Below are 19,904 nucleotides of genomic sequence, written 5' to 3'. Positions count from 1 at the left end.
CGAATTTATTTTTAGCAATTTTCTTCTGAAGCTTTCTTGCTTCTTCCTCATCATATTGTTCCTGGGCGCGCTCCACAAGGGAAACAACATCTCCCATCCCTAAAATCCTATCGGCCATACGGGAAGGGTAGAACACATCAATCGCGTCCATTTTCTCGCCGGTACCAATAAATTTAATGGGTTTATTTACTACCGATTTAATAGAAATCGCAGCACCACCACGGGTATCACCATCTAATTTGGTTAGGATAACCCCGTCAAAATTCAATCTGTCGTTAAAAGCCTTAGCTGTATTCACAGCATCCTGACCCGTCATAGAATCTACCACGAATAAAGTCTCCTGTGGTTGAACCGCCTGGTGAATATTGGCGATTTCGGTCATCATTTCTTCATCTACAGCAAGTCGACCCGCGGTATCAATAATAACCACATTATGGCCATTTTCCTTCGCGTGCGCGATGGCTGCTTTAGAGATCGCAACCGGATCCATATTGCCTTCTTCGGAATACACCTCTACGCCAACCTGTTCTCCAACAACATGAAGCTGGTTGATCGCAGCAGGACGATAGACATCGCAGGCTACTAAAAGCGGTTTTTTATTTTTTTTCTTCTTGAGAAAGTTAGCCAGTTTCCCGGAGAACGTGGTTTTACCACTACCCTGCAAACCAGACATCAGGATCACCGATGGATCACCTGACAGGTCGATTCCTTCAGCTTCACCTCCCATAAGTTCGGTAAGCTCATCCTTAACGAGCTTCACCATCATTTGCCCCGGCTTTAATGCTGTTAAAACATCCTGTCCAAGAGCTTTTTCCTTTACGGTGTTGGTAAAATCCTTAGCAATCTTATAATTCACATCGGCATCAACAAGGGCGCGGCGAACCTCTTTAAGAGTTTCGGCTACGTTAACCTCGGTAATTTGCCCATGACCTTTTAAAACGTGTAAGGCATTATCTAACTTGTCGCTTAAATTATCGAACATAATCTCTTCCTGTAGTTTAATTTTACGCCTTATAAAGGGCGGTTTGCAAATTTAATGATTTGAACCTGAAGTGAAAACTTTTTATTCCGCTTCAAAATCATTTTTTCCTTCTGAATTTAACTTCTCCTTTAAGTTTCTTTGGCTCCTGATCAAGATTCTACATCCTTTCCGGCACCTGGATTCCTAAAAGGGCAAAACCAGATTTTATTACGTTGGCCACCGATTTAGAGAGTTGTACCCTAAAGATTTTTTCTGAAATATCTTCGGCACCAAGAATGATCACATTTTGATAGAAAGAATTGAATTCCTTCACCAGGTCATAAACATAATTAGCAATAAGCGCCGGACTGTGATTTTCAGCCGCCAACTGAATGATTTCCGGATATAGCTGAAGCTGCTTCAGTAATTCCTTTTCTTTCTCGTGCAATTCATAATCCGGAGCCACCGGTTTGCTGTAATCAAAATCGGCTTTTCTTAAAATCGACTGGATTCTGGCGTAAGTATATTGAATAAACGGCCCGGTATTTCCTTGAAAATCCACCGATTCTTCCGGATTGAACAAGATTCGTTTTCGCGGATCTACTTTAAGAATATAATATTTTAATGCGCCGAGCCCGATAATTCGGTATAACTCTTCCTTTTCTTGTTCAGAATAGCCATCAAGTTTTCCTAATTCTTCAGAGATCTTTTTGGCGGTCTCTATCATTTCCACTATCAAGTCATCAGCATCTACTACTGTCCCTTCACGACTTTTCATCTTTCCAGATGGAAGATCTACCATTCCGTAGCTCAGGTGATACAGGTAATCTGCCCAGTCATATCCGAGTTTCTTCAGAATTAGGAATAAGACTTTAAAGTGATAATCCTGCTCATTACCCACGGTGTAAACCATCCCGTTGATATCGAAATCTTTCACCCGCTGAATGGCAGTACCGATATCCTGCGTCATATAAACGGCTGTACCATCGCTACGCAGCACGATCTTCTCGTCCAGACCTTCGTCGGTGAGATCTATCCAAACACTGCCATCTTCCTTTTTATAAAAAACTCCTTCCTCAAGTCCTTGGTTTACTACATCTTTTCCCAGAAGATAAGTCTCACTTTCGTAATAATTCTTATCGAAATCTACTCCAAGCGCCTCATAAGTTTTCTCAAATCCATTATAGACCCAATTATTCATTTTCTCCCAAAGAGCAACCACTTCGGGTTCATTATCTTCCCATTTGAGCAGCATCTCCTTGGCTTCTTTTAAAATCGGAGCCTCAGCTTTAGCTTCCTCTTCGGTTTTGCCTTGTGCGATTAATTCTGAAATCTCCTTTTTATATTCCTGGTCGAATTTCACATAATAATTCCCCACCAGTTTATCGCCTTTTAAACCTGTGCTTTCGGGAGTTTCCCCATTTCCGAAACGCTCCCAGGCAAGCATGGATTTACAGATATGAATTCCACGATCGTTAATGATCTGGGTTTTGTAAGATTTATTACCCGCTGCCTTTAAGATTTCAGCGACAGAATAACCTAAGAGAATATTCCGTATATGGCCCAAATGCAAGGGTTTATTGGTATTTGGGGAGGAGTATTCTACCATGATCCCTTTAGCATCTTCCGCAGGCGGAATTACACCAAAATCTTCGCGATCTTTTACCTCATTGAAAAAATCCAAATAATAGACATCGCTTAAAACGATATTCAGAAATCCCTGTACAACATTATAACGCTCAACTTCAGCAACATTTTCCTGCAGATAATTTCCTATATCTTCTCCCAACTTTGCAGGATTAGTTTTCACCTGTTTTAGCATAGGAAAAACCACAAGGGTAATATCGCCTTCAAAATCCTTGCGGGTAGGTTGAAACTCGGTGTGATCTATTTCTACTTCATACAGCTGTTTAACAGCCTCTTTTACTTTTTCTGAAAGTTTCGCCTGAATGCTCATTACTACTTCTGGGTTTTGTTATTTGGCTTAAAATAAGAGCGCAAAGATAACAGAAATTAGAGTTTTACTATAGGTTTTGGCGCCAAATGCTTATCTTTAAGCAAAAAGCTATGCTTCTTAATGTTTCTTATAATCGGGCAAAGATCAAAGAAAAGATCATCGGCGAAGTAGGCCCGCCTTTTACTCTTTTTGAGCGAATGAAATTAAAAGGGATAGGTTCTCCAAAACTGCATATTACCGCAGCCAGTATAGACATTCACAACCTTCTTGTTCTAGACAATAACGCAAACACCTGTAATGTGGAAATGCGGCCCAAAGGGATCGTTATAATGTTTCGCTCCCTGCTGGAAACTTTTGCACTTGTTATTCCCTATTACAAACTAAACCTTTATAAAGGCAAGGCAGAAGAATATTCCTTTTATCGGGATCACTATTTCATCAAGGTTAAAGCAGATAACCCGAAGATCCATAATTACTTTAAAAAGATTCTGAATTACAAAACAGATAATGCGCCCACCCAAATACGAGACCTTTAGGGGGAAAGCAAAAAGTTTTTAACTCTTGTATTAGCGTTTTTTAAAGGCAAGGCCTCCTATTAAAGCCAAAATCCCAAATGCAATCATTGCAATTGGCTGGGTTTTATCGCCCTGTGCTTCTACCTGTAAAGGCCCGGCATCAATGGAAACCTCAGGAGTAATAAGAGTATATAATCCATAGGCGATAAGACCTATACCAACAACAAGAAGCACAATTTTGAGTACATTATTCATTTTATAAAATTTTTCTAAATCTGAGTGAAAGTAATAATTAATCCCTAATTTAAAGCTGAAATTTCCCGAAAATGCGAATATTACTTACCGGTGCCAATGGTTATATTGGAATGCGATTACTCCCGCAACTACTTGAATTGGGTCACGAAGTTATTTGTGCCGTTAGGAGCGAGAACCGCTTTACCTCCAATAAAAAGATAAGGGAGCAAGTAGAAATCGTGGAGTTGGATTTTTTAAAGGATTCTGATACTCCCGAAAAGTTAAACAATATTGACGTCGCTTTTTACCTCATCCATTCCATGACTGGCTCCACAGAGGATTTTGATGAACAGGAATCCAGATCTGCTAAAAATTTCAACAAAATAATGGCCGGAACCTCGGTGAAACAGGTTATTTATCTAAGCGGTATAATCAATGAGGAGAAACTTTCCAAACATCTGGAATCCCGAAAAAAGGTAGAGGAAATTTTATACAAAGGAAATTTCAATCTTACTGTTATACGAGCGGCAATTATTGTAGGGTCAGGTAGTTCATCATTTGAGATTATTAGAGACCTATGTGAAAAGTTACCGATAATGATCACTCCCAGCTGGGTGGAAACCAAATGTCAACCTATTGCCATAAGAGATATAATCCAGTTTTTAACCGGAGTTATCGGAAATGAAAAATGTTATAATGAATCTTTTGATGTAGGAGGGCCTGATATTCTTACCTATCGGGAAATGATGGAGATCTACGGGAAAATAAGAGGTTTGAAAATATTGATTATTGGTGTTCCTGTAATGTCTCCAAAGCTTTCGGCATATTGGCTTTATTTTGTCACCTCAACTTCTTTTAAACTTGCTCAAAACCTTGTAGACAGCATGAAGGTTGAAGTGATTACCAGCGACACCAGGCTTCAGGATATTCTTGGAATAGAACCAATAAGTTATGAAGAAGCCATAAAACTCGCTTTTTATAAAATTGAACAGAATCAGGTTGTCTCCAGTTGGAAAGATTCCTTAAGCAGTGGCCGGTTTAGAAATGATCTTAGTCAATACATACAGGTCCCCACTTACGGTTGTTTAAAAGATGAACAATCTACCAAAGTAGATAATCCGGATGAGATCCTGGAACGAATTTGGGCTATTGGTGGACTCAACGGTTGGTATTATGGAAACTGGCTTTGGAAAGTCCGCGGACTGATTGACAAGTTTTTCGGCGGAGTTGGTCTTCGCAGAGGAAGAACCCACCCTACCAGGATCGCACCCGGCGATTCGCTTGATTTCTGGCGGGTTTTACTGGCCGACAAGGAAGAAAAACGCCTGTTGCTTTTTGCTGAAATGAAAGTTCCCGGAGAGGCCTGGCTGGAATTTAAGATAGATGAAGAAAATGTGCTTCACCAAATCGCCACATTTCGACCAAAAGGCATTTGGGGCCGAATTTACTGGTATACAATGTATCCTTTTCATTATTTTATTTTTGAAGGAATGCTGAATAAAATAGCCAAAGGAAAAGAATAAAACCGAGTATTTCACTTCCAAGTGGTTTTTACAGGTCCAAATATATTCCGGAAATTGGGCCATTCAGTAAACTAAAGCTTAAACACTGGTATTGTTGAAAACTGTTTCCAGCCTGGTAAGGCAAAACATACTCCTGGCTACTTCCATAACAACTTTGCTGTTATGCTCTCTTTTTATCTTTTTTTTCACCGATTATTTCTACCAACTTATTGATTTCGTTTCCTTAGGAATCAGGGAATATTTTGGTGCTTTCTATCTTTGGTTAGGTTTAATATGTGTCTTCTTTTTAATAGGGATAGCCTTTTCCAGGTTCGGAAAGATTAAGCTAGGGCCCAGTAAGCCCGAATTTTCACGCCTGGGATGGATTGCCATGCTTTACAGCGCAGGAATGGGTGCGGGAATACTGTTAAGAGCCGTGCAGGAGCCGGTTTTTATGTTTTTAAATCCGCCGCTGCAAACCACAGATTCAGCTGATATCATCGCCCTGGAATACACTTTTTATCAATGGGGTTTTACGGCCTGGGCTTTCTATGGAATTTTTGCCTTATTAATTGCTTATTCCCTTTTTGTGGCAAAAAACAGAATTAAATTAGGCCATAGCCTTCCGCAGTTAAAATCGGTAAAACTTCTTCCTCAGGGAGTTGACCTCCTTACTATTTTAACCACTGTCTTCGGTCTTGTGGCCGCAATTGGATTGGGAACGACTCAAATTGAAGGCGGATTAAGTCATCTAACTTCTACCCCACCCGGAAATCTATGGCTTACCGTTGTCCTGGTTTTCCTTATTTGTTCCCTGGCATTCTTGTCTGCATATGCCGGAGTTGAAAAAGGTATAAAAAGGATCTCCACCTGGAATATATTTATAACGCTGTTGCTGCTGTTCTTTGTGTTTTTCCAAATTGACATTCCAGGAAGCTTAGAGCGGTTTGTAATCTCACTATATCAATATATTATAGATTTCATTCCGTTAAGCCTGGCCTTGGGGACATACGATCCCGGGAAGGAATTCCTTACTGACTGGACCTATTATTACTGGGCTTTTTGGCTGGCCTGGGCTCCATTTACAGGAATCTTTATAGCCCGCATTTCAAAAGGAAGGACAATAAGGGAAATGATCCTGGGGGTATTACTTATCCCTTCCCTTGGAAGTTTTTTCTGGTTCAGTGTTTTCGGATCGGCATCTTTCGATTTAATCGATCAAGGGGCTGCTTATAACCAGGAATTCGGAAATGTCTTCACTTCAATATTCAGATTTTTTGAATATTTCCCTTTTTCTGACCTAACAAATATTGTGGCTGTGCTATTGCTCGTTAGCTTTCTGGTCACCTCTGTAGATTCCGCAATTTTTGTACTTAGTATGTTTTCTGATAACGGAAGGGAAAACCCCAGAAGAAAATTCCAACTTATTTGGGCAGTAATTATCCTTATTTTTTCTGAAGCCATTATCGTTCTGGGAAATGTAAGGCCAGACAGCGATGTCTTAACCGCAATGCAAAAATTCCTGATTATAAGCTCCCTCCCTTTTGCTTTCTTTACTGCGGGGATCATGGTGTTGTTTCTAAGGGAACTATATAAAAAACATTAAAAAAACCTCCCCTTTTAAAAAGGACCGGTTTTCAACATTGCTATTTTAAAATTATTCGAAAATTAAGCTTTTGGTAAGAATACCTCTGCTAACATACAGCGGGCACTTCCACCTCCACATGTTTCAATAACTTCAAGATCGCTGCTTAAAATTTCGCAGTACTTTTCAATTTTGGCAATTTGATCAGGTTTAAGGCTTTTATGAGCCTTCTCACTCATTACAAGGTATTTTTTATCAAAAGCACCCTTCACCTGTAGCATATTCCCGGCGAAATCATGCATCTGAGCTTCAGAAATCGCAATTATTTCTTTACCGTCTTTTTTAAGGTGTTTCAGAACATTTTTGCGTTCCTTCTTATCGTCTATGGTATCAAGACAGATCACTGCAAATTCTTCAGCAACACACATCATCACATTGGTGTGATAAATAGGCTTACGCTTTCCATCTACATCCTGATTGGCAGTGAAAATAATTGGAGTAAATTCAAAATCTTCGCAAAACTCGATAAGAAGATCTTCATCGGCACGTGGAGACAGTGCGCAATAGGCTTTTTGATTCTCTCTATCCAGGATAAGGCTTCCTGTACCCTCAAGAAAATACTCTTCCTCTTCAGCAGCGGTATAATCTACAATATTGGTGATCTTAAAACCTTTCTCTTCCAGTTTTGCGAAATACTCCAATCGGCGCTCCTTTCTTCGGTTTTCTGCAAACATAGGATAAAGAGCAATCTCACCATTTTCATGAAAAGAGACCCAGTTATTTGGAAAAATAGAATCCGGAGTATCATCCTCCATCACATCATCTACCACAACAACATTCACCCCTACTCCTCGTAATTTACTTACAAAAGCATCAAATTCGGCCTGGGCACGTTCGTTTACATTCTCATCGTTCAGGTCTTCCTGGAAATAATTATTCACGGCAGTTTGCTCGTTCATTCGAAAAGCTACCGGTCTCACCATTAAAACTGTATCTGTAATCTGTCGCATAGGTTTAATCTCTTATTAAAGGCAGGGTTGAACATCTCAACAAGCCTTCCTGTTTAGCAATTTCGGCATAAGGAACTTCTTCTACGGTAATACCCTGTTCTCTTAGCCAGGTATTGAGTCTGGTGAAATTCCTTTCTGAAATAACCACATCTTCAGCAATTGAGAAAATATTGGAATTCATATTATACATTTCGTCGCGGGTAATCTCAAAGACATTCTCCTTTCCGAAGAGATCCACAAGCCAGTTATATTCTTTCTCCTCCAAAAACCCGCCTTTGTAGATTATCGCTTTGTCTTTTCCCACCGGTTGAAAACAACAATCTAGGTGAAGAGCATTATCGCGAGGCTCTGTATTGGATTTTCTCAAATTGAAGGAAACCACCTTTTTATTCGGAAAAAGTTCCTGCAAAGCTTTTACTGCCTGCAAATTAGTACGCGCGGTTATATAATCCTTATAGTCTTCACCGTAATAGGTTCCTACCAAAATATAATCGCCGTAAGGCATGACATCCCCACCTTCAATATGTGCTTCTTCCGGAAGTTTTATAACCTGACTTTTCGGAATTTGATCGATAACGTGATTGATCGCTTCAATTTCCTGTTCCCGGTCGGGAAGAATATTTGATCTTATAAATTTATCTTCAATTACAAAGGCAATATCTCTTGTGAAAATTTGATTGTAATCTTTTAAAACTTTCGGCCTGTACACCTTAACATCATATTTCTCCAAAACTTTGGCCACGGCCTCCATTTCCTTTATCATATCTTCTTCAACAGGATAAGTTCCGGCCTTAATATGTTCCCTGGATTTGGGATCATAAGCATCTGAAAGATCGGGCGTACCGCCAAAACTTTCAGCAGTTCCAAGTACTACCGCACGTAGCCTCGAAGTTTCATTAGTGATATGTAAATTCATACTGCAAAATTTTGGCAAATATAAAAAAAGCCCCATTGTTAGATGAGGCTTTTTGCTGATATATTAAAGACTTAAGATTTATTATCTTTTGTCTACCGATTGAAATTCACGATGCGTATGACCGGTGTAGATTTGACGTGGACGACCAATTGGTTCCTTGTTTAATCTCATCTCTCTCCATTGGGCGATCCAACCTGGCAGTCTACCAAGAGCAAACATCACGGTGAACATCTCTACAGGTATTCCCAGGGCACGGTAAATAATCCCTGAATAGAAATCTACGTTTGGATATAGTTTTCTATCTACGAAGTACTGATCCTCCAGCGCTTCTTTTTCAAGCCCTTTAGCGATATCCAGGATAGGATCCTGAACACCTAACTGGCTAAGCACTTCATCTGCAGATTTTTTAATGATCTTAGCCCGCGGATCGAAGTTTTTGTAAACACGGTGTCCAAAGCCCATAAGTCTGAAAGGATCATCCTTATCTTTGGCTTTAGCCATGAATTTCTTGGTGTCTCCTCCATCCTCTTTAATTTTTTCAAGCATTTCAATTACTGCCTGGTTGGCTCCACCATGAAGTGGTCCCCAAAGCGCTGAAATACCTGCTGAAATAGAGGCGAAAAGTCCGGCGTGTGAAGAACCGACCATTCTTACAGTAGAAGTAGAACAGTTTTGTTCGTGATCGGCGTGTAAGATTAGTAATTTATCCAAGGCATCAATCACCGATTGGTTTACTTCATACTTCTTACCCGGTTTTTCAAACATCATTTTATGAAGATTCTCCACGTATCCAAGGGAATCGTCTCCATAATTTAATGGAAGGCTGGTCTTCTTTCTTAAAGTCCAGGCTGCAAGAACCGGAAATTTACCAAGAATCTTTACGATAGCATTGTACATATCCTGTTCAGAGGAAACATCTACACAAGATGGGTTAAATGCTACCAGAGCACTTGTAAGAGAGGAAAGCACTCCCATCGGGTGCGCTGCTTTTGGAAATCCGTCAAGGATCTTCTTCATTTCCTCATCTACGGTAGATTGCTCTTTAATATCATCGTAGAACTTATCTAATTGCTCTTTAGATGGAAGTTCTCCAAAGATAAGCAGATATGCAACTTCAAGGAAATCGGCTTTTGCTGCCAGATCTTCAATCGAATAACCTCTGTATCTTAAAATTCCTTTTTCACCATTCAGAAAAGTAATTCCGCTTTCACAGCTTCCTGTGTTTTTATAGCCTGGGTCTAGGGTGATAACACCGCTTTGGCCACGTAGACTTTTAATATCAATACCGAGTTCATTCTCGGTTCCTTCTACGACAGGAAATTCATATTTCTTCCCGTCTATTTCAAGTGTAGCTACTTTAGACATATTTTTATAATGTACTTAATTCAACAATTTTTCGATAGTTGCTAATGTACAAAATATAGCCTAAAAAATTGTGTTGTGCAGACATAAGATTTGCCGAAAAACCACTAATAATGTACTTTTTTGAGAAATTTATTAAATAAAAAAAGCCTTTTGATTTTTCTTCAAAAGGCTTTTAAAATTTTCCTCTAAATCGAATTAGATTTTAAAGGCTTTTCGCTGTGGAAAGTATGCTACTTCTCCAAGCTCTTCTTCAATCCTGATCAACTGATTATATTTAGACATACGGTCACTTCTGGAAGCTGAACCGGTCTTGATCTGACCCGTATTAAGCGCCACAGCAAGATCTGCAATGGTATTATCTTCGGTTTCTCCTGAACGGTGGGACATCACAGAAGTATAACCTGCGTTATGTGCCATATTCACCGCTGAAATTGTTTCAGTAAGCGTACCAATCTGATTTACTTTAATAAGAATTGAATTCGCAATTCCTTCTTCAATTCCCCTTCCAAGACGCTCTACATTGGTTACGAATAGGTCATCTCCTACAAGCTGAACTTTATCACCAATTAGATCGGTAAGGGCTTTCCATCCTTCCCAGTCATTTTCATCCATTCCATCTTCAATAGAGATAATAGGATATTTTGAGGCCAGTTCGGCAAGATATTCTGCCTGTTCCTGGCTAGATCTTATTTTTCCTGAATCGCCTTCAAACTTCTTGTAATCGTATTTTCCGTTTTCATAGAATTCAGCAGCAGCACAATCAAGAGCGATCATTACTTCCTCTCCTCCTTTGTAACCGGCTTTCTCAATTGCTTCCAGAATAGTATCCAAAGCATCTTCTGTTCCGTCTAAGGTAGGAGCGAAACCACCTTCGTCTCCAACTGCGGTGCTTAAACCACGATCGTGAAGCACCTTTTTAAGATTATGGAAGATCTCAGTGCCCATTTTAAGCGCTGCAGAAAAGTTTTTGGCCTTTACCGGCATTACCATAAATTCCTGGAATGCGATTGGTGCATCACTATGTGAACCACCATTAATAATATTCATCATTGGAACTGGAAGTGTATTAGCACTAACACCACCAATATATCTGTATAATGGAAGTCCGAGTTCATTAGCAGCTGCTTTCGCAACTGCCAGAGAAACACCCAGAATAGCATTGGCTCCTAATTTTCCTTTATTTGGAGTGCCATCGAGATCAATCATAGCCTGATCGATAAGATTCTGTTCAAAAACAGAGAACCCAAGAAGCCTTTCAGCAATAACTTCGTTTACATTTTCAACGGCTTTGCTAACCCCTTTTCCCATAAAGTCTGAACCACCATCACGGAGTTCTACAGCTTCGTGTTCTCCGGTAGAAGCTCCCGATGGAACTGCAAATCTTCCAATAGTTCCGGTTTCAGTTACTACATCTACTTCTACGGTAGGGTTTCCTCTTGAATCAAATATCTGACGGGCGTGAATATCTATAATTGCACTCATAGTCTGTTTTTTTAGTTATTTTATGAAGTATGCAAGATACAAATAGCCAGCTTAAAATACGAGTGAAACCGGTAGTTTTAAGCCATTTATAACATTAGTTATTAACGAAATCGATTTCTTTACTATAAGGAAAAGAGTGAATCCTTGCCTCATTCATAACTCAAAGCTTTAAAAACAAAAAAGATCAAAATCTTCAGATTATGATCTGAAGTATCAATCTCTTATTTGTTTTGGGTTGTTCCTAAAAACCGAAGCAAAAAGCATTCTTGAGTCCTAGGAGATACTTTTTAAAGCAGTACCTGTTACCGGGTACTTTCCTAGTCGTTTTCTGAACCAAATGGGTTATAGTAAAAGCGGACACCCAGGCCAATGGTGGAAGTTAAAGGAGAACGAACATAGGCATCCTGCGCTGAAAATTTCATAGTATCCCAAACATTATTGGCATCTACCAAAGTATAATGTACAGAAAGACCAAACCAGTACTTTGAGGTTATTTGCAAACCTTCAAAACCAATGGCAAAACTCCAAAACGAAGTGTTAACCTTAGACTTCTGGCCTTCTTTTAAACTTATGTATCGATTATTATGGCCACTATACTCGAGATAAGCTGCTTCACCATTAAGCCTACCGATGTGATATTTCGGAGAGAAGGTTAAGTAGGCATCTTCTTCGCCAAATTTTAGTTTAGGATTTAGAGTTAATACTGAAAATGTAAATCGTTGTCTTAAAAGTCCTTCACTTAAATTATCTACAAAAACACTTTCATCAAATATACTTCTTTCCTGAAGTGCCCCTCCACCATAGTCAAAACCGATTTCCGGAGCAAAGAATTTGAGCTGATAAATTTGAGAACCTACCGATAATTTTATAAAGCCATTATTCTCGAAAGAAGTATGCCGGTACATTTCTATCCCGCCATAAAAAACAGGATGTTTTTGGGCCTGGATTTCCGAAATACAGAGAAATAAAAGACTGAAAAAAATTAGTTTGAAAGAAGCCATCCTAATCTTAAACCAATAAGTGGAGAGAAAAAAGATTCACCAGATTCATTAAAACCGTAACCAGCCCCTAAATTGAGGTCTAATTTGAAACCACCTCCATAATAACGTTGTAAACCCCATACCGGGCCAATCGCTCCAAAATAACCTTCATTATATTCTAAATCTCCAATTATAGGTTTTCCTGCCTGAACAGCTCCGCTCAAAGCAATATAATTAGCACTGTTATTATTTATATTTTTTCCCTTTTCCAGGCGTTTTTCTAAGTTATAATAATAGCGATATTGAACATTAAAAATAGGATATACACCAAAGCCTTCATCGAAGCTGTTCTTTCTGTAAGCAAAACCGGTGCCTGCCCTTAAATCTAAAGTAGTAGAATTTGTGAGACCGAACTCGTATTCTAAACCGGGAGTTAAGATGTTTATAGATAAAAGTCCGTCTTCAACCGAAGCCTGATCTTGTGCATTGATGAAAGAAAATGATAAAAAGCAAAAGCTGATTAGTAATAGTTTTTTCATTGATGAGTTTTAATTGAATTGACGACGAAGTTAAAAAAAAACAATTCCTGCGTTAAAAAAGCCCAAAATATTTAAATTTTGGGCTTTTTATTTATTTTTTATAGAAAATTATTAAACTTTCGCTCCTTTTATTCTGTCCAGAAATTCATCAAATAAATAGCTCGCATCGTGCGGTCCCGGACTTGCTTCAGGGTGATATTGCACTGAGAAACAATTTTTGTTTTTCATCGCAATTCCACCAATGGTATCGTCATTTATACACATATGAGTTATTTCAACATCGGGATGCGCTTCAGTTTCTGCTTTATCTACAGAGAATCCGTGATTTTGGGAGGTAATCTCTCCTTTACCTGTTTTAAGGTTCAAAACCGGGTGATTAATGCCACGGTGCCCGTGATGCATTTTGTAAGTTTTAATTCCATTAGCGATAGCGATAACCTGGTGTCCGAGGCAAATTCCGAAGAGAGGATGATCCTTTTCCAAAATAGATTTTGTAAGGCTAATTGCTTCTTTCAACGGTTGCGGATCTCCTGGACCATTGGAAAGGAAATAACCATCAGGATTCCACTCCTTCATTTCTTCATAAGTTGCGTTATAAGGAAATATTTTTACGTATACATCCCTATCGGCCAGGCTGCGGAGAATGTTTTTCTTAATCCCGATATCTAAGGCAGCTACACGGTAAGTAGCATTTTCACTTCCAAAGTAATAAGCCTCCTTTGTAGAAACCTTAGAAGCCAGCTCCAGACCATTCATATCAGGTACTTTCTCAAGCTCTTTCTTCAGGCCTTCAATATTATCCACATCGGTAGAGATAATGGCATTCATAGCTCCATTCTCCCTGATGTAAGTTACCAGCGCACGGGTATCAACATCTGAAATTCCAAAGATGCCGCTTTCCTCAAGGAATGTCTCCAGAGATGCATCGGCTGCAGGACGGGAATAGGTATAGTTGAAATTCTTGCAAATAAGTCCGGCGATCTTAGCTTTATCAGATTCATTATCTTTTTCAGCTGTTCCGTAATTCCCAATATGGGCATTGGTTGTCACCATTAATTGCCCAAAGTAAGAGGGGTCGGTAAATATCTCCTGATATCCGGTCATTCCGGTATTGAAACAGATCTCGCCAGTGGCGCTTCCATCTTTATCTCCTATAGCCTTTCCGTGAAATATAGTTCCATCGGCCAGAAGAATAATTGCTTTTTTTCGGGTTTGATACTTCATTGTAAACTATTACTTAATTGTGTTGTGTTCTGGGATATCCGCTTTCGCAGAAATGAATATTTGGTTATAATATATAAAAAAAGGATAAACCCGAGAGCTTATCCTTTTTTGAATTTTAAAAGAATGAATCATTCTATTCTTCTTTTTTATCTTCTTTTGGTGAAGATTTCTCTTCAGTTTTCGTCTCTGCTTTTGGAGCAGTAGGCTCAGAAGGCTTTTTCTTTCCAGCTCTACGAGTAGATTTTTTCTTCTCTGGCTTGGTAAGATTATACGTTTCGTTGTAATCAACTAACTCGATAAGGGCCATATCGGCGTTATCTCCAAGTCGGTTACCAAGTTTGATAACTCTGGTGTAACCTCCCGGGCGATCTCCTACTTTAGGAGCAACCTCACGGAACAATTCCGCAACAGCTTCTTTTTGACGAAGCTTACTAAAAACAATTCTACGATTGTGTGTAGTATCTTCTTTAGACTTCGTTACCAAAGGCTCTACAAAAACTTTCAAAGCTTTTGCCTTAGCAACGGTAGTGTTAATTCTCTTGTGCTCAATTAACGAGCAGGCCATATTGGCGAGCATAGACTTTCTGTGAGCGGTCTTTCTGCCTAAATGGTTGATTTTCTTTCCGTGTCTCATTGTTCTGTTCTTTATTCATTTTCCCAAAGCCCGGTCTTCTGCCGGCTTTTATGGAAAACTACTTATATATTAGTCCTTATCTAATTTGTATTTTGAAAGGTCCATCCCAAAGTTTAAACCTTTGTTGCTAACCAACTCTTCTAATTCGGTAAGAGATTTCTTTCCGAAGTTTCTGAATTTCATCAGATCGTTTTTGTTGTAAGAAACAAGATCTCCAAGGGTATCAACCTCTGCTGCTTTCAAGCAATTCAATGCTCTAACCGAAAGATCCATATCTACCAGCTTTGTTTTAAGCAACTGTCTCATGTGAAGAGATTCTTCATCATAAGTTTCAGTTTGCGCTATCTCATCAGCTTCAAGCGTGATACGCTCATCAGAGAATAGCATAAAATGGTGAATAAGGGTTTTTGCAGCTTCGGTAAGGGCATCTTTAGGATGAATAGAACCATCGCTTACAATTTCAAAAACCAGTTTTTCGTAATCGGTTTTTTGTTCTACACGATAGTTTTCAATACTATACTTTACGTTTTTAACTGGCGTAAAAATAGAATCGGTAAAGATCGTACCTAATGGAGCGTTCGCTTTTTTATTTTCTTCTGCCGGAACATAGCCTCTGCCTTTCTCAACAGTGATCTCCATATTCAGGTTCACCTTTTTATCAAGATTACAGATAACCTGATCTGGGTTTAACACCTGGAAACCAGAGATAAATTTTTGAAAATGACCCGCAGTAAGTTGTTCTTCACCTGAAACAGAAATTGTAACGGCTTCGTTATCTATTTCATCAATCTGCCTTTTAAACCTTACTTGCTTCAGGTTCAGGATAATTTCTGTTACGTCTTCCACTACTCCAGGAATAGCCGAGAATTCATGATCTACGCCTTCGATACGAACCGAAGTGATTGCAAATCCTTCCAGTGAAGATAATAACACTCTTCTTAAAGCGTTACCAACGGTTAATCCATAGCCAGGTTCCAGAGGGCGAAATTCGAATTTCCCCTCGAAATCTGTTGAATCAATCATTATAACTTTATCGGGCTTTTGAAAATTTAGTATTGCCATATTACGACTTCTGTGAATTATTACTTCGAATATAATTCGACGATGAATTGTTCATTTATATTTTCCGGGATCTGAATACGTCCTGGTACAGAAACAAAAGTTCCTTGTTTTGTTTCATTGTTCCAGGTAATCCATTCATATACACTGCTTGAGTTAGCAAGTGAATCCTGGATAGCCTGAAGAGATTTAGATTTTTCGCGAACACCAACTACATCACCTGCTTTCAACTGGTAAGAAGGTATATTTACCAATTCACCATTCACGGTTATATGCCTGTGAGAAACCAATTGTCTTGCTCCTCTTCTTGAAGGGGCAACACCCATTCTATAAACTACGTTATCAAGACGTGATTCACATAATTGTAAAAGTACCTCCCCAGTAATTCCCTGGGCACGGGTAGCTTTTTTGAACATATTACTGAATTGACGCTCTAAAATACCATAGGTATATTTAGCTTTTTGCTTCTCCATTAACTGGATAGCATATTCTGATTTCTTTCCGCGACGACGGTTATTACCGTGTTGCCCTGGAGGATAATTTCTTTTCTCGAAAGATTTATCATCTCCAAAAATAGCTTCACCGAATTTACGGGCTATTTTGGTTTGTGGTCCTGTATATCTTGCCATTAAATTTAAATTTGCTAGAGAGGGATTATGAATTAAGGCATTTCTCCTTCGATAATCTTAACTCCTCTCTCAATTATTATAATTTTATTAAACTCTACGTCTTTTAGGAGGACGACATCCGTTGTGTGGTAGTGGAGTAACATCGATGATCTCGGTTACTTCAATCCCACTGTTATGTATAGAACGGATGGCAGATTCCCTACCATTACCCGGTCCTTTTACATAAACTTTTACTTTACGCAAACCAGCTTCGTGTGCCACTTTAGATGCATCTTCTGCAGCAAGTTGAGCAGCGTAAGGAGTATTCTTCTTAGAACCCCTGAAGCCCATTTTACCAGCAGATGACCAGCTAACAACATCACCATTCTTATTGGTTAAAGACACGATAATGTTATTAAAAGAAGCAGTAACATGCGCTTGTCCGGTAGACTCAACAGTTACTTTACGTTTTTTTTGAGTTGTCTTCTTTGCCATATTACTTACTATTTAGTTGCTTTTTTCTTGTTAGCAACTGTTTTTCTTCTTCCTTTTCTCGTTCTGGAGTTATTTTTGGTACGCTGACCTCTCAAAGGCAAACCTGTTCTGTGACGGATCCCTCTGTAGCACCCAATATCCATAAGGCGCTTAATACTCATTTGAACTTCAGTACGTAATTCTCCTTCGATTGTATAATTACCAACAGCTTCACGAATACGACCAATCTCTTCGTCGTCCCAGTCTGAAACTTTTGTACTTTCATCTACTTTGGCTTCGGCCAGGATTTGTTGCGCCCTGCTCTTGCCAATTCCGAAGATATAGGTCAATGCTATAACTCCTCGCTTTTGTTTTGGTATATCAACACCTGCAATTCTTGCCATAATTAGCCTTGTCTTTGTTTAAATCTAGGATTCTTTTTGTTAATTACGTAAAGCCTGCCTTTTCTGCGCACAATTTTGCACTCGGCACTTCTCTTCTTTATTGATGCTCTAACTTTCATCTCTTTAGGTTTTTGTGCTCCCGGCAAACGATACTAACATTCGTATCCAGGATATTCAGCTATCAAAATTTTTCAGGTTGCAAAAGTACTGAAAATTTTACAAATAGCTCAAATTACTTTTAATATCTGTATGTTATACGAGCCTTGCTTAAATCGTAAGGACTCATTTCCAGTTTTACTTTGTCTCCGGGCAACAACTTGATATAGTGCATACGCATTTTACCCGAAATATGTGCAGTCACCACGTGACCGTTTTCTAATTCCACTCTGAACATTGCATTAGACAATGCTTCAATAATGGTTCCGTCTTGCTCTATCGCTGGTTGTTTTGCCATAATTAAGCTACTGCTTTTCTGTTTTTACCTGATTTCATCAATCCGTCATAATGCCTGTTAAGCAAATATGAGTTCACCTGCTGCATGGTGTCTATCGCAACTCCAACCATAATTAGCAGTGAAGTACCTCCAAAGAACAGCGCCCATCCAGCTTGAATTCCCAATAAAGACTCAACAACCGCAGGGAACACCGCAATTAAAGCCAGGAATACAGATCCAGGGAGGGTTATTTGGGACATGATTCGGTCTAAGAAATCGGCGGTTTCGCTTCCGGGACGAATCCCTGGAATAAATCCACCGCTACGCTTAAGATCATCAGCCATTTTGTTGGTAGGAACGGTAATAGCTGTATAGAAATAGGTAAATACTATAATTAACAGCCCAAAGACCACATTATACCAAAAACCGAACATATCGCTAAATGCAGCTGTTACTCCTTGCGCCGCTTCAGAATCTGAGAGACCGGCAACTGCTGCAGGAATAAACATTATAGCCTGGGCAAAGATAATTGGCATTACACCTGAAGCATTAAGCTTAAGCGGAATGTACTGTCTTGACCCAAACACATTTTTCTCATAACCACCGGAAGCGGTTCTTCGGGCGTATTGCACGGGGATCTGGCGCACAGCCATTACCAACATTACTGAAGCCAGAATTATCGCAAACCAGATTACTAACTCGATTAGGATCATGATCAAACCACCGTTAGATTCAAATACCCGGGAAGCGAATTCCTGAATAAATGCTTGTGGCAGTGTAGCAATAATACCAACCATAATTAATAATGAAATACCATTTCCAATACCTTTATCGGTGATCTTCTCACCTAACCACATTGCAAAGATACATCCAGTGGTAAGGATAATTACCGAGGCCGTAACGAATGTTACGGTATCACCTAAAAGAAATGCACTTGAAGGAAGGGTAGAAAACAAGTTATAAATATAACCCGGCCCCTGTACAAGTGTAATAGCAATGGTAAGCCACCTGGTAATCTGATTGATCTTTCTTCTACCGCTTTCTCCCTCTTTTTGTAGTTTTTGCAAATAAGGAATCGCAATTCCCATAAGCTGCACCACAATAGAAGCAGAGATATACGGCATAATCCCTAAAGCAAATACCGAAGCATTAGAAAACGCTCCACCGGTAAATGCATTAAGGAGGCCCAAAATACCTCCTTCAGTTTGACTTGACAGGTTTGCCAGCTGTGAAGCATCTATACCAGGCAAAACTACCTGAGCTCCAAAACGGTATACTAATAATAGACCGAGGGTTACTAAAATTCTATTTTTTAGTTCCTCGATCTTCCAAATATTCTTAATAGTATTGATGAATTTCATTGGGTTATCTATTATAAAGTAACAACTTCACCTCCGGCAGCTTCGATAGCTTCTTTTGCTGAGGCTGTAAATTTATGAACAGATATTTTCAACTTTGCCTTTAATTCACCTCTTCCTAATATCTTTACAAGTTCGTTTCTTCCAGCAAGACCGTTTTCTACTAAAACGTCCATATCTACGGTATCTTTAATTCTACCTTCATCAACAAGACGTTGAAGAGTGTCTAAATTAATACCTTGATATTCTTTACGATTCCTGTTGTTGAAACCAAATTTTGGTACCCGGCGTTGAAGTGGCATTTGCCCACCTTCAAAACCAATTTTCTTGGAGTAACCAGAACGCGACTTAGCACCTTTGTGACCACGGGTAGCAGTACCACCCTTTCCAGATCCTTCTCCACGGCCTACGCGTTTGCTGTTACTTTTAACCGAACCCTTTGCAGGTCGTAAGTTATTTAATTCCATGTTTGAACCTCTTATTTTGTTTCTTCTACAGAAACCAGATGTTTAACTTTATTTACCATACCAAGGATGTTTGGCGTATCATTGTGCTCCACAGTTTGACCCATTTTCTTAAGGCCAAGTGCTTCTAAAGTCAATTTTTGATTTTTAGAACGGTTGATCGCACTTCTTACTTTTGTAACTTTAATCTTTCCCATCTC

At 39.2% G+C, this 19,904-nt stretch carries 23 protein-coding genes; 3 read left to right on the top strand and 20 right to left on the bottom strand.

All coding sequences use genetic code 11. The features are described 5' to 3' along the window. Nucleotides 1-982, bottom strand: a 982-nt coding sequence (gene ffh, locus ACESK1_RS03995) for a signal recognition particle protein (protein ID WP_372918155.1), incomplete at its 3' end; no start/stop codon positions are given. A 157-nt stretch (nt 983-1,139) separates the two neighbouring features. Continuing rightward, nucleotides 1,140-2,918, bottom strand: a complete 1,779-nt coding sequence (gene argS, locus ACESK1_RS03990) for an arginine--tRNA ligase (protein WP_372918153.1) — start codon at nt 2,916-2,918, stop codon at nt 1,140-1,142. Between the two features lie 110 nt (nt 2,919-3,028). Between argS and ACESK1_RS03985 the strand changes: the two genes are divergently transcribed. Then, nucleotides 3,029-3,454 (top strand): hypothetical protein, encoded by a 426-nt coding sequence (locus tag ACESK1_RS03985; protein WP_372918151.1) that lies wholly within the window; start codon nt 3,029-3,031, stop codon nt 3,452-3,454. A gap of 30 nt (nt 3,455-3,484) precedes the next feature. Here the strand turns inward: ACESK1_RS03985 and ACESK1_RS03980 are convergent, their stop codons facing one another. Then, complete coding sequence (locus ACESK1_RS03980; RefSeq protein ID WP_372918149.1) at nt 3,485-3,688, bottom strand: hypothetical protein; 204 nt, start codon at nt 3,686-3,688, stop codon at nt 3,485-3,487. Nucleotides 3,689-3,759: 71 nt separating this feature from the next. Between ACESK1_RS03980 and ACESK1_RS03975 the strand changes: the two genes are divergently transcribed. Both ACESK1_RS03975 and ACESK1_RS03970 read left to right on the top strand, forming a co-directional pair. After that, nucleotides 3,760-5,190, top strand: a complete 1,431-nt coding sequence (locus ACESK1_RS03975; protein ID WP_372918147.1) for an SDR family oxidoreductase — start codon at nt 3,760-3,762, stop codon at nt 5,188-5,190. Nucleotides 5,191-5,284: 94 nt separating this feature from the next. Then, nucleotides 5,285-6,775 (top strand): BCCT family transporter, encoded by a 1,491-nt coding sequence (locus ACESK1_RS03970; protein ID WP_372918145.1) that lies wholly within the window; start codon nt 5,285-5,287, stop codon nt 6,773-6,775. A 62-nt stretch (nt 6,776-6,837) separates the two neighbouring features. On the opposite strand, the gene ctlX is transcribed toward ACESK1_RS03970, so the two are convergent. From ctlX to rpmD, 17 genes are all read right to left on the bottom strand, one after another. Further along, nucleotides 6,838-7,764 carry a citrulline utilization hydrolase CtlX gene (gene ctlX / locus ACESK1_RS03965; RefSeq protein ID WP_372918143.1) on the bottom strand — a complete coding sequence of 309 codons (927 nt, stop codon included), beginning with the start codon at nt 7,762-7,764 and terminating at the stop codon, nt 6,838-6,840. Between the two features lie 4 nt (nt 7,765-7,768). After that, nucleotides 7,769-8,680: a dimethylarginine dimethylaminohydrolase family protein gene (locus tag ACESK1_RS03960; protein WP_372918141.1), complete on the bottom strand. Its 912-nt coding sequence runs from the start codon at nt 8,678-8,680 to the stop codon at nt 7,769-7,771. An 81-nt stretch (nt 8,681-8,761) separates the two neighbouring features. After that, on the bottom strand, nt 8,762-10,045 hold the full coding sequence (locus tag ACESK1_RS03955) for a citrate synthase (protein ID WP_372918139.1): 1,284 nt from the start codon (nt 10,043-10,045) through the stop codon (nt 8,762-8,764). A gap of 195 nt (nt 10,046-10,240) precedes the next feature. Further along, nucleotides 10,241-11,527: a phosphopyruvate hydratase gene (gene eno / locus ACESK1_RS03950; RefSeq protein ID WP_372918137.1), complete on the bottom strand. Its 1,287-nt coding sequence runs from the start codon at nt 11,525-11,527 to the stop codon at nt 10,241-10,243. A gap of 317 nt (nt 11,528-11,844) precedes the next feature. After that, nucleotides 11,845-12,528, bottom strand: a complete 684-nt coding sequence (locus ACESK1_RS03945) for a hypothetical protein (RefSeq protein WP_372918135.1) — start codon at nt 12,526-12,528, stop codon at nt 11,845-11,847. Further along, nucleotides 12,510-13,046, bottom strand: coding sequence for a DUF3575 domain-containing protein (locus ACESK1_RS03940; RefSeq protein WP_372918133.1), 537 nt, complete (start codon nt 13,044-13,046; stop codon nt 12,510-12,512). The genes ACESK1_RS03945 and ACESK1_RS03940 overlap by 19 nt, the downstream gene beginning before the upstream one ends. A 111-nt stretch (nt 13,047-13,157) precedes the next feature. Next, nucleotides 13,158-14,270: a glutamine-hydrolyzing carbamoyl-phosphate synthase small subunit gene (gene carA / locus ACESK1_RS03935; RefSeq protein WP_372918131.1), complete on the bottom strand. Its 1,113-nt coding sequence runs from the start codon at nt 14,268-14,270 to the stop codon at nt 13,158-13,160. Nucleotides 14,271-14,403: 133 nt separating this feature from the next. Continuing rightward, nucleotides 14,404-14,904: a 50S ribosomal protein L17 gene (gene rplQ / locus ACESK1_RS03930; protein WP_372918129.1), complete on the bottom strand. Its 501-nt coding sequence runs from the start codon at nt 14,902-14,904 to the stop codon at nt 14,404-14,406. 69 nt (nt 14,905-14,973) lie between these two features. Continuing rightward, nucleotides 14,974-15,966, bottom strand: coding sequence for a DNA-directed RNA polymerase subunit alpha (locus ACESK1_RS03925; RefSeq protein WP_372918127.1), 993 nt, complete (start codon nt 15,964-15,966; stop codon nt 14,974-14,976). A 20-nt stretch (nt 15,967-15,986) separates the two neighbouring features. Beyond that, nucleotides 15,987-16,592 carry a 30S ribosomal protein S4 gene (rpsD, locus tag ACESK1_RS03920; protein ID WP_372918125.1) on the bottom strand — a complete coding sequence of 202 codons (606 nt, stop codon included), beginning with the start codon at nt 16,590-16,592 and terminating at the stop codon, nt 15,987-15,989. 87 nt (nt 16,593-16,679) lie between these two features. Next, nucleotides 16,680-17,066: a 30S ribosomal protein S11 gene (rpsK, locus tag ACESK1_RS03915; protein WP_372918123.1), complete on the bottom strand. Its 387-nt coding sequence runs from the start codon at nt 17,064-17,066 to the stop codon at nt 16,680-16,682. A gap of 8 nt (nt 17,067-17,074) precedes the next feature. Further along, on the bottom strand, nt 17,075-17,449 hold the full coding sequence (rpsM, locus tag ACESK1_RS03910; protein ID WP_372918121.1) for a 30S ribosomal protein S13: 375 nt from the start codon (nt 17,447-17,449) through the stop codon (nt 17,075-17,077). Nucleotides 17,450-17,451: 2 nt separating this feature from the next. After that, nucleotides 17,452-17,568, bottom strand: coding sequence for a type B 50S ribosomal protein L36 (gene ykgO, locus ACESK1_RS03905; protein ID WP_013621733.1), 117 nt, complete (start codon nt 17,566-17,568; stop codon nt 17,452-17,454). 119 nt (nt 17,569-17,687) lie between these two features. Then, complete coding sequence (infA, locus tag ACESK1_RS03900; RefSeq protein WP_013073244.1) at nt 17,688-17,903, bottom strand: translation initiation factor IF-1; 216 nt, start codon at nt 17,901-17,903, stop codon at nt 17,688-17,690. A 2-nt stretch (nt 17,904-17,905) separates the two neighbouring features. Then, a complete protein-coding gene (gene secY, locus ACESK1_RS03895; protein WP_372918118.1) occupies nt 17,906-19,243 on the bottom strand; it encodes a preprotein translocase subunit SecY in 1,338 nt (445 codons plus the stop codon). An 11-nt stretch (nt 19,244-19,254) separates the two neighbouring features. Continuing rightward, nucleotides 19,255-19,707 (bottom strand): 50S ribosomal protein L15, encoded by a 453-nt coding sequence (gene rplO / locus ACESK1_RS03890; RefSeq protein WP_081208864.1) that lies wholly within the window; start codon nt 19,705-19,707, stop codon nt 19,255-19,257. Between the two features lie 11 nt (nt 19,708-19,718). After that, nucleotides 19,719-19,901, bottom strand: a complete 183-nt coding sequence (rpmD, locus tag ACESK1_RS03885; protein ID WP_372918116.1) for a 50S ribosomal protein L30 — start codon at nt 19,899-19,901, stop codon at nt 19,719-19,721. Nucleotides 19,902-19,904: the final 3 nt, after the last annotated feature.

This window comes from Salegentibacter sp., assembly GCF_041642575.1.
Lineage (GTDB): Bacteria > Bacteroidota > Bacteroidia > Flavobacteriales > Flavobacteriaceae > Salegentibacter.
This window is presented reverse-complemented; position numbering and strand designations above follow the sequence as displayed.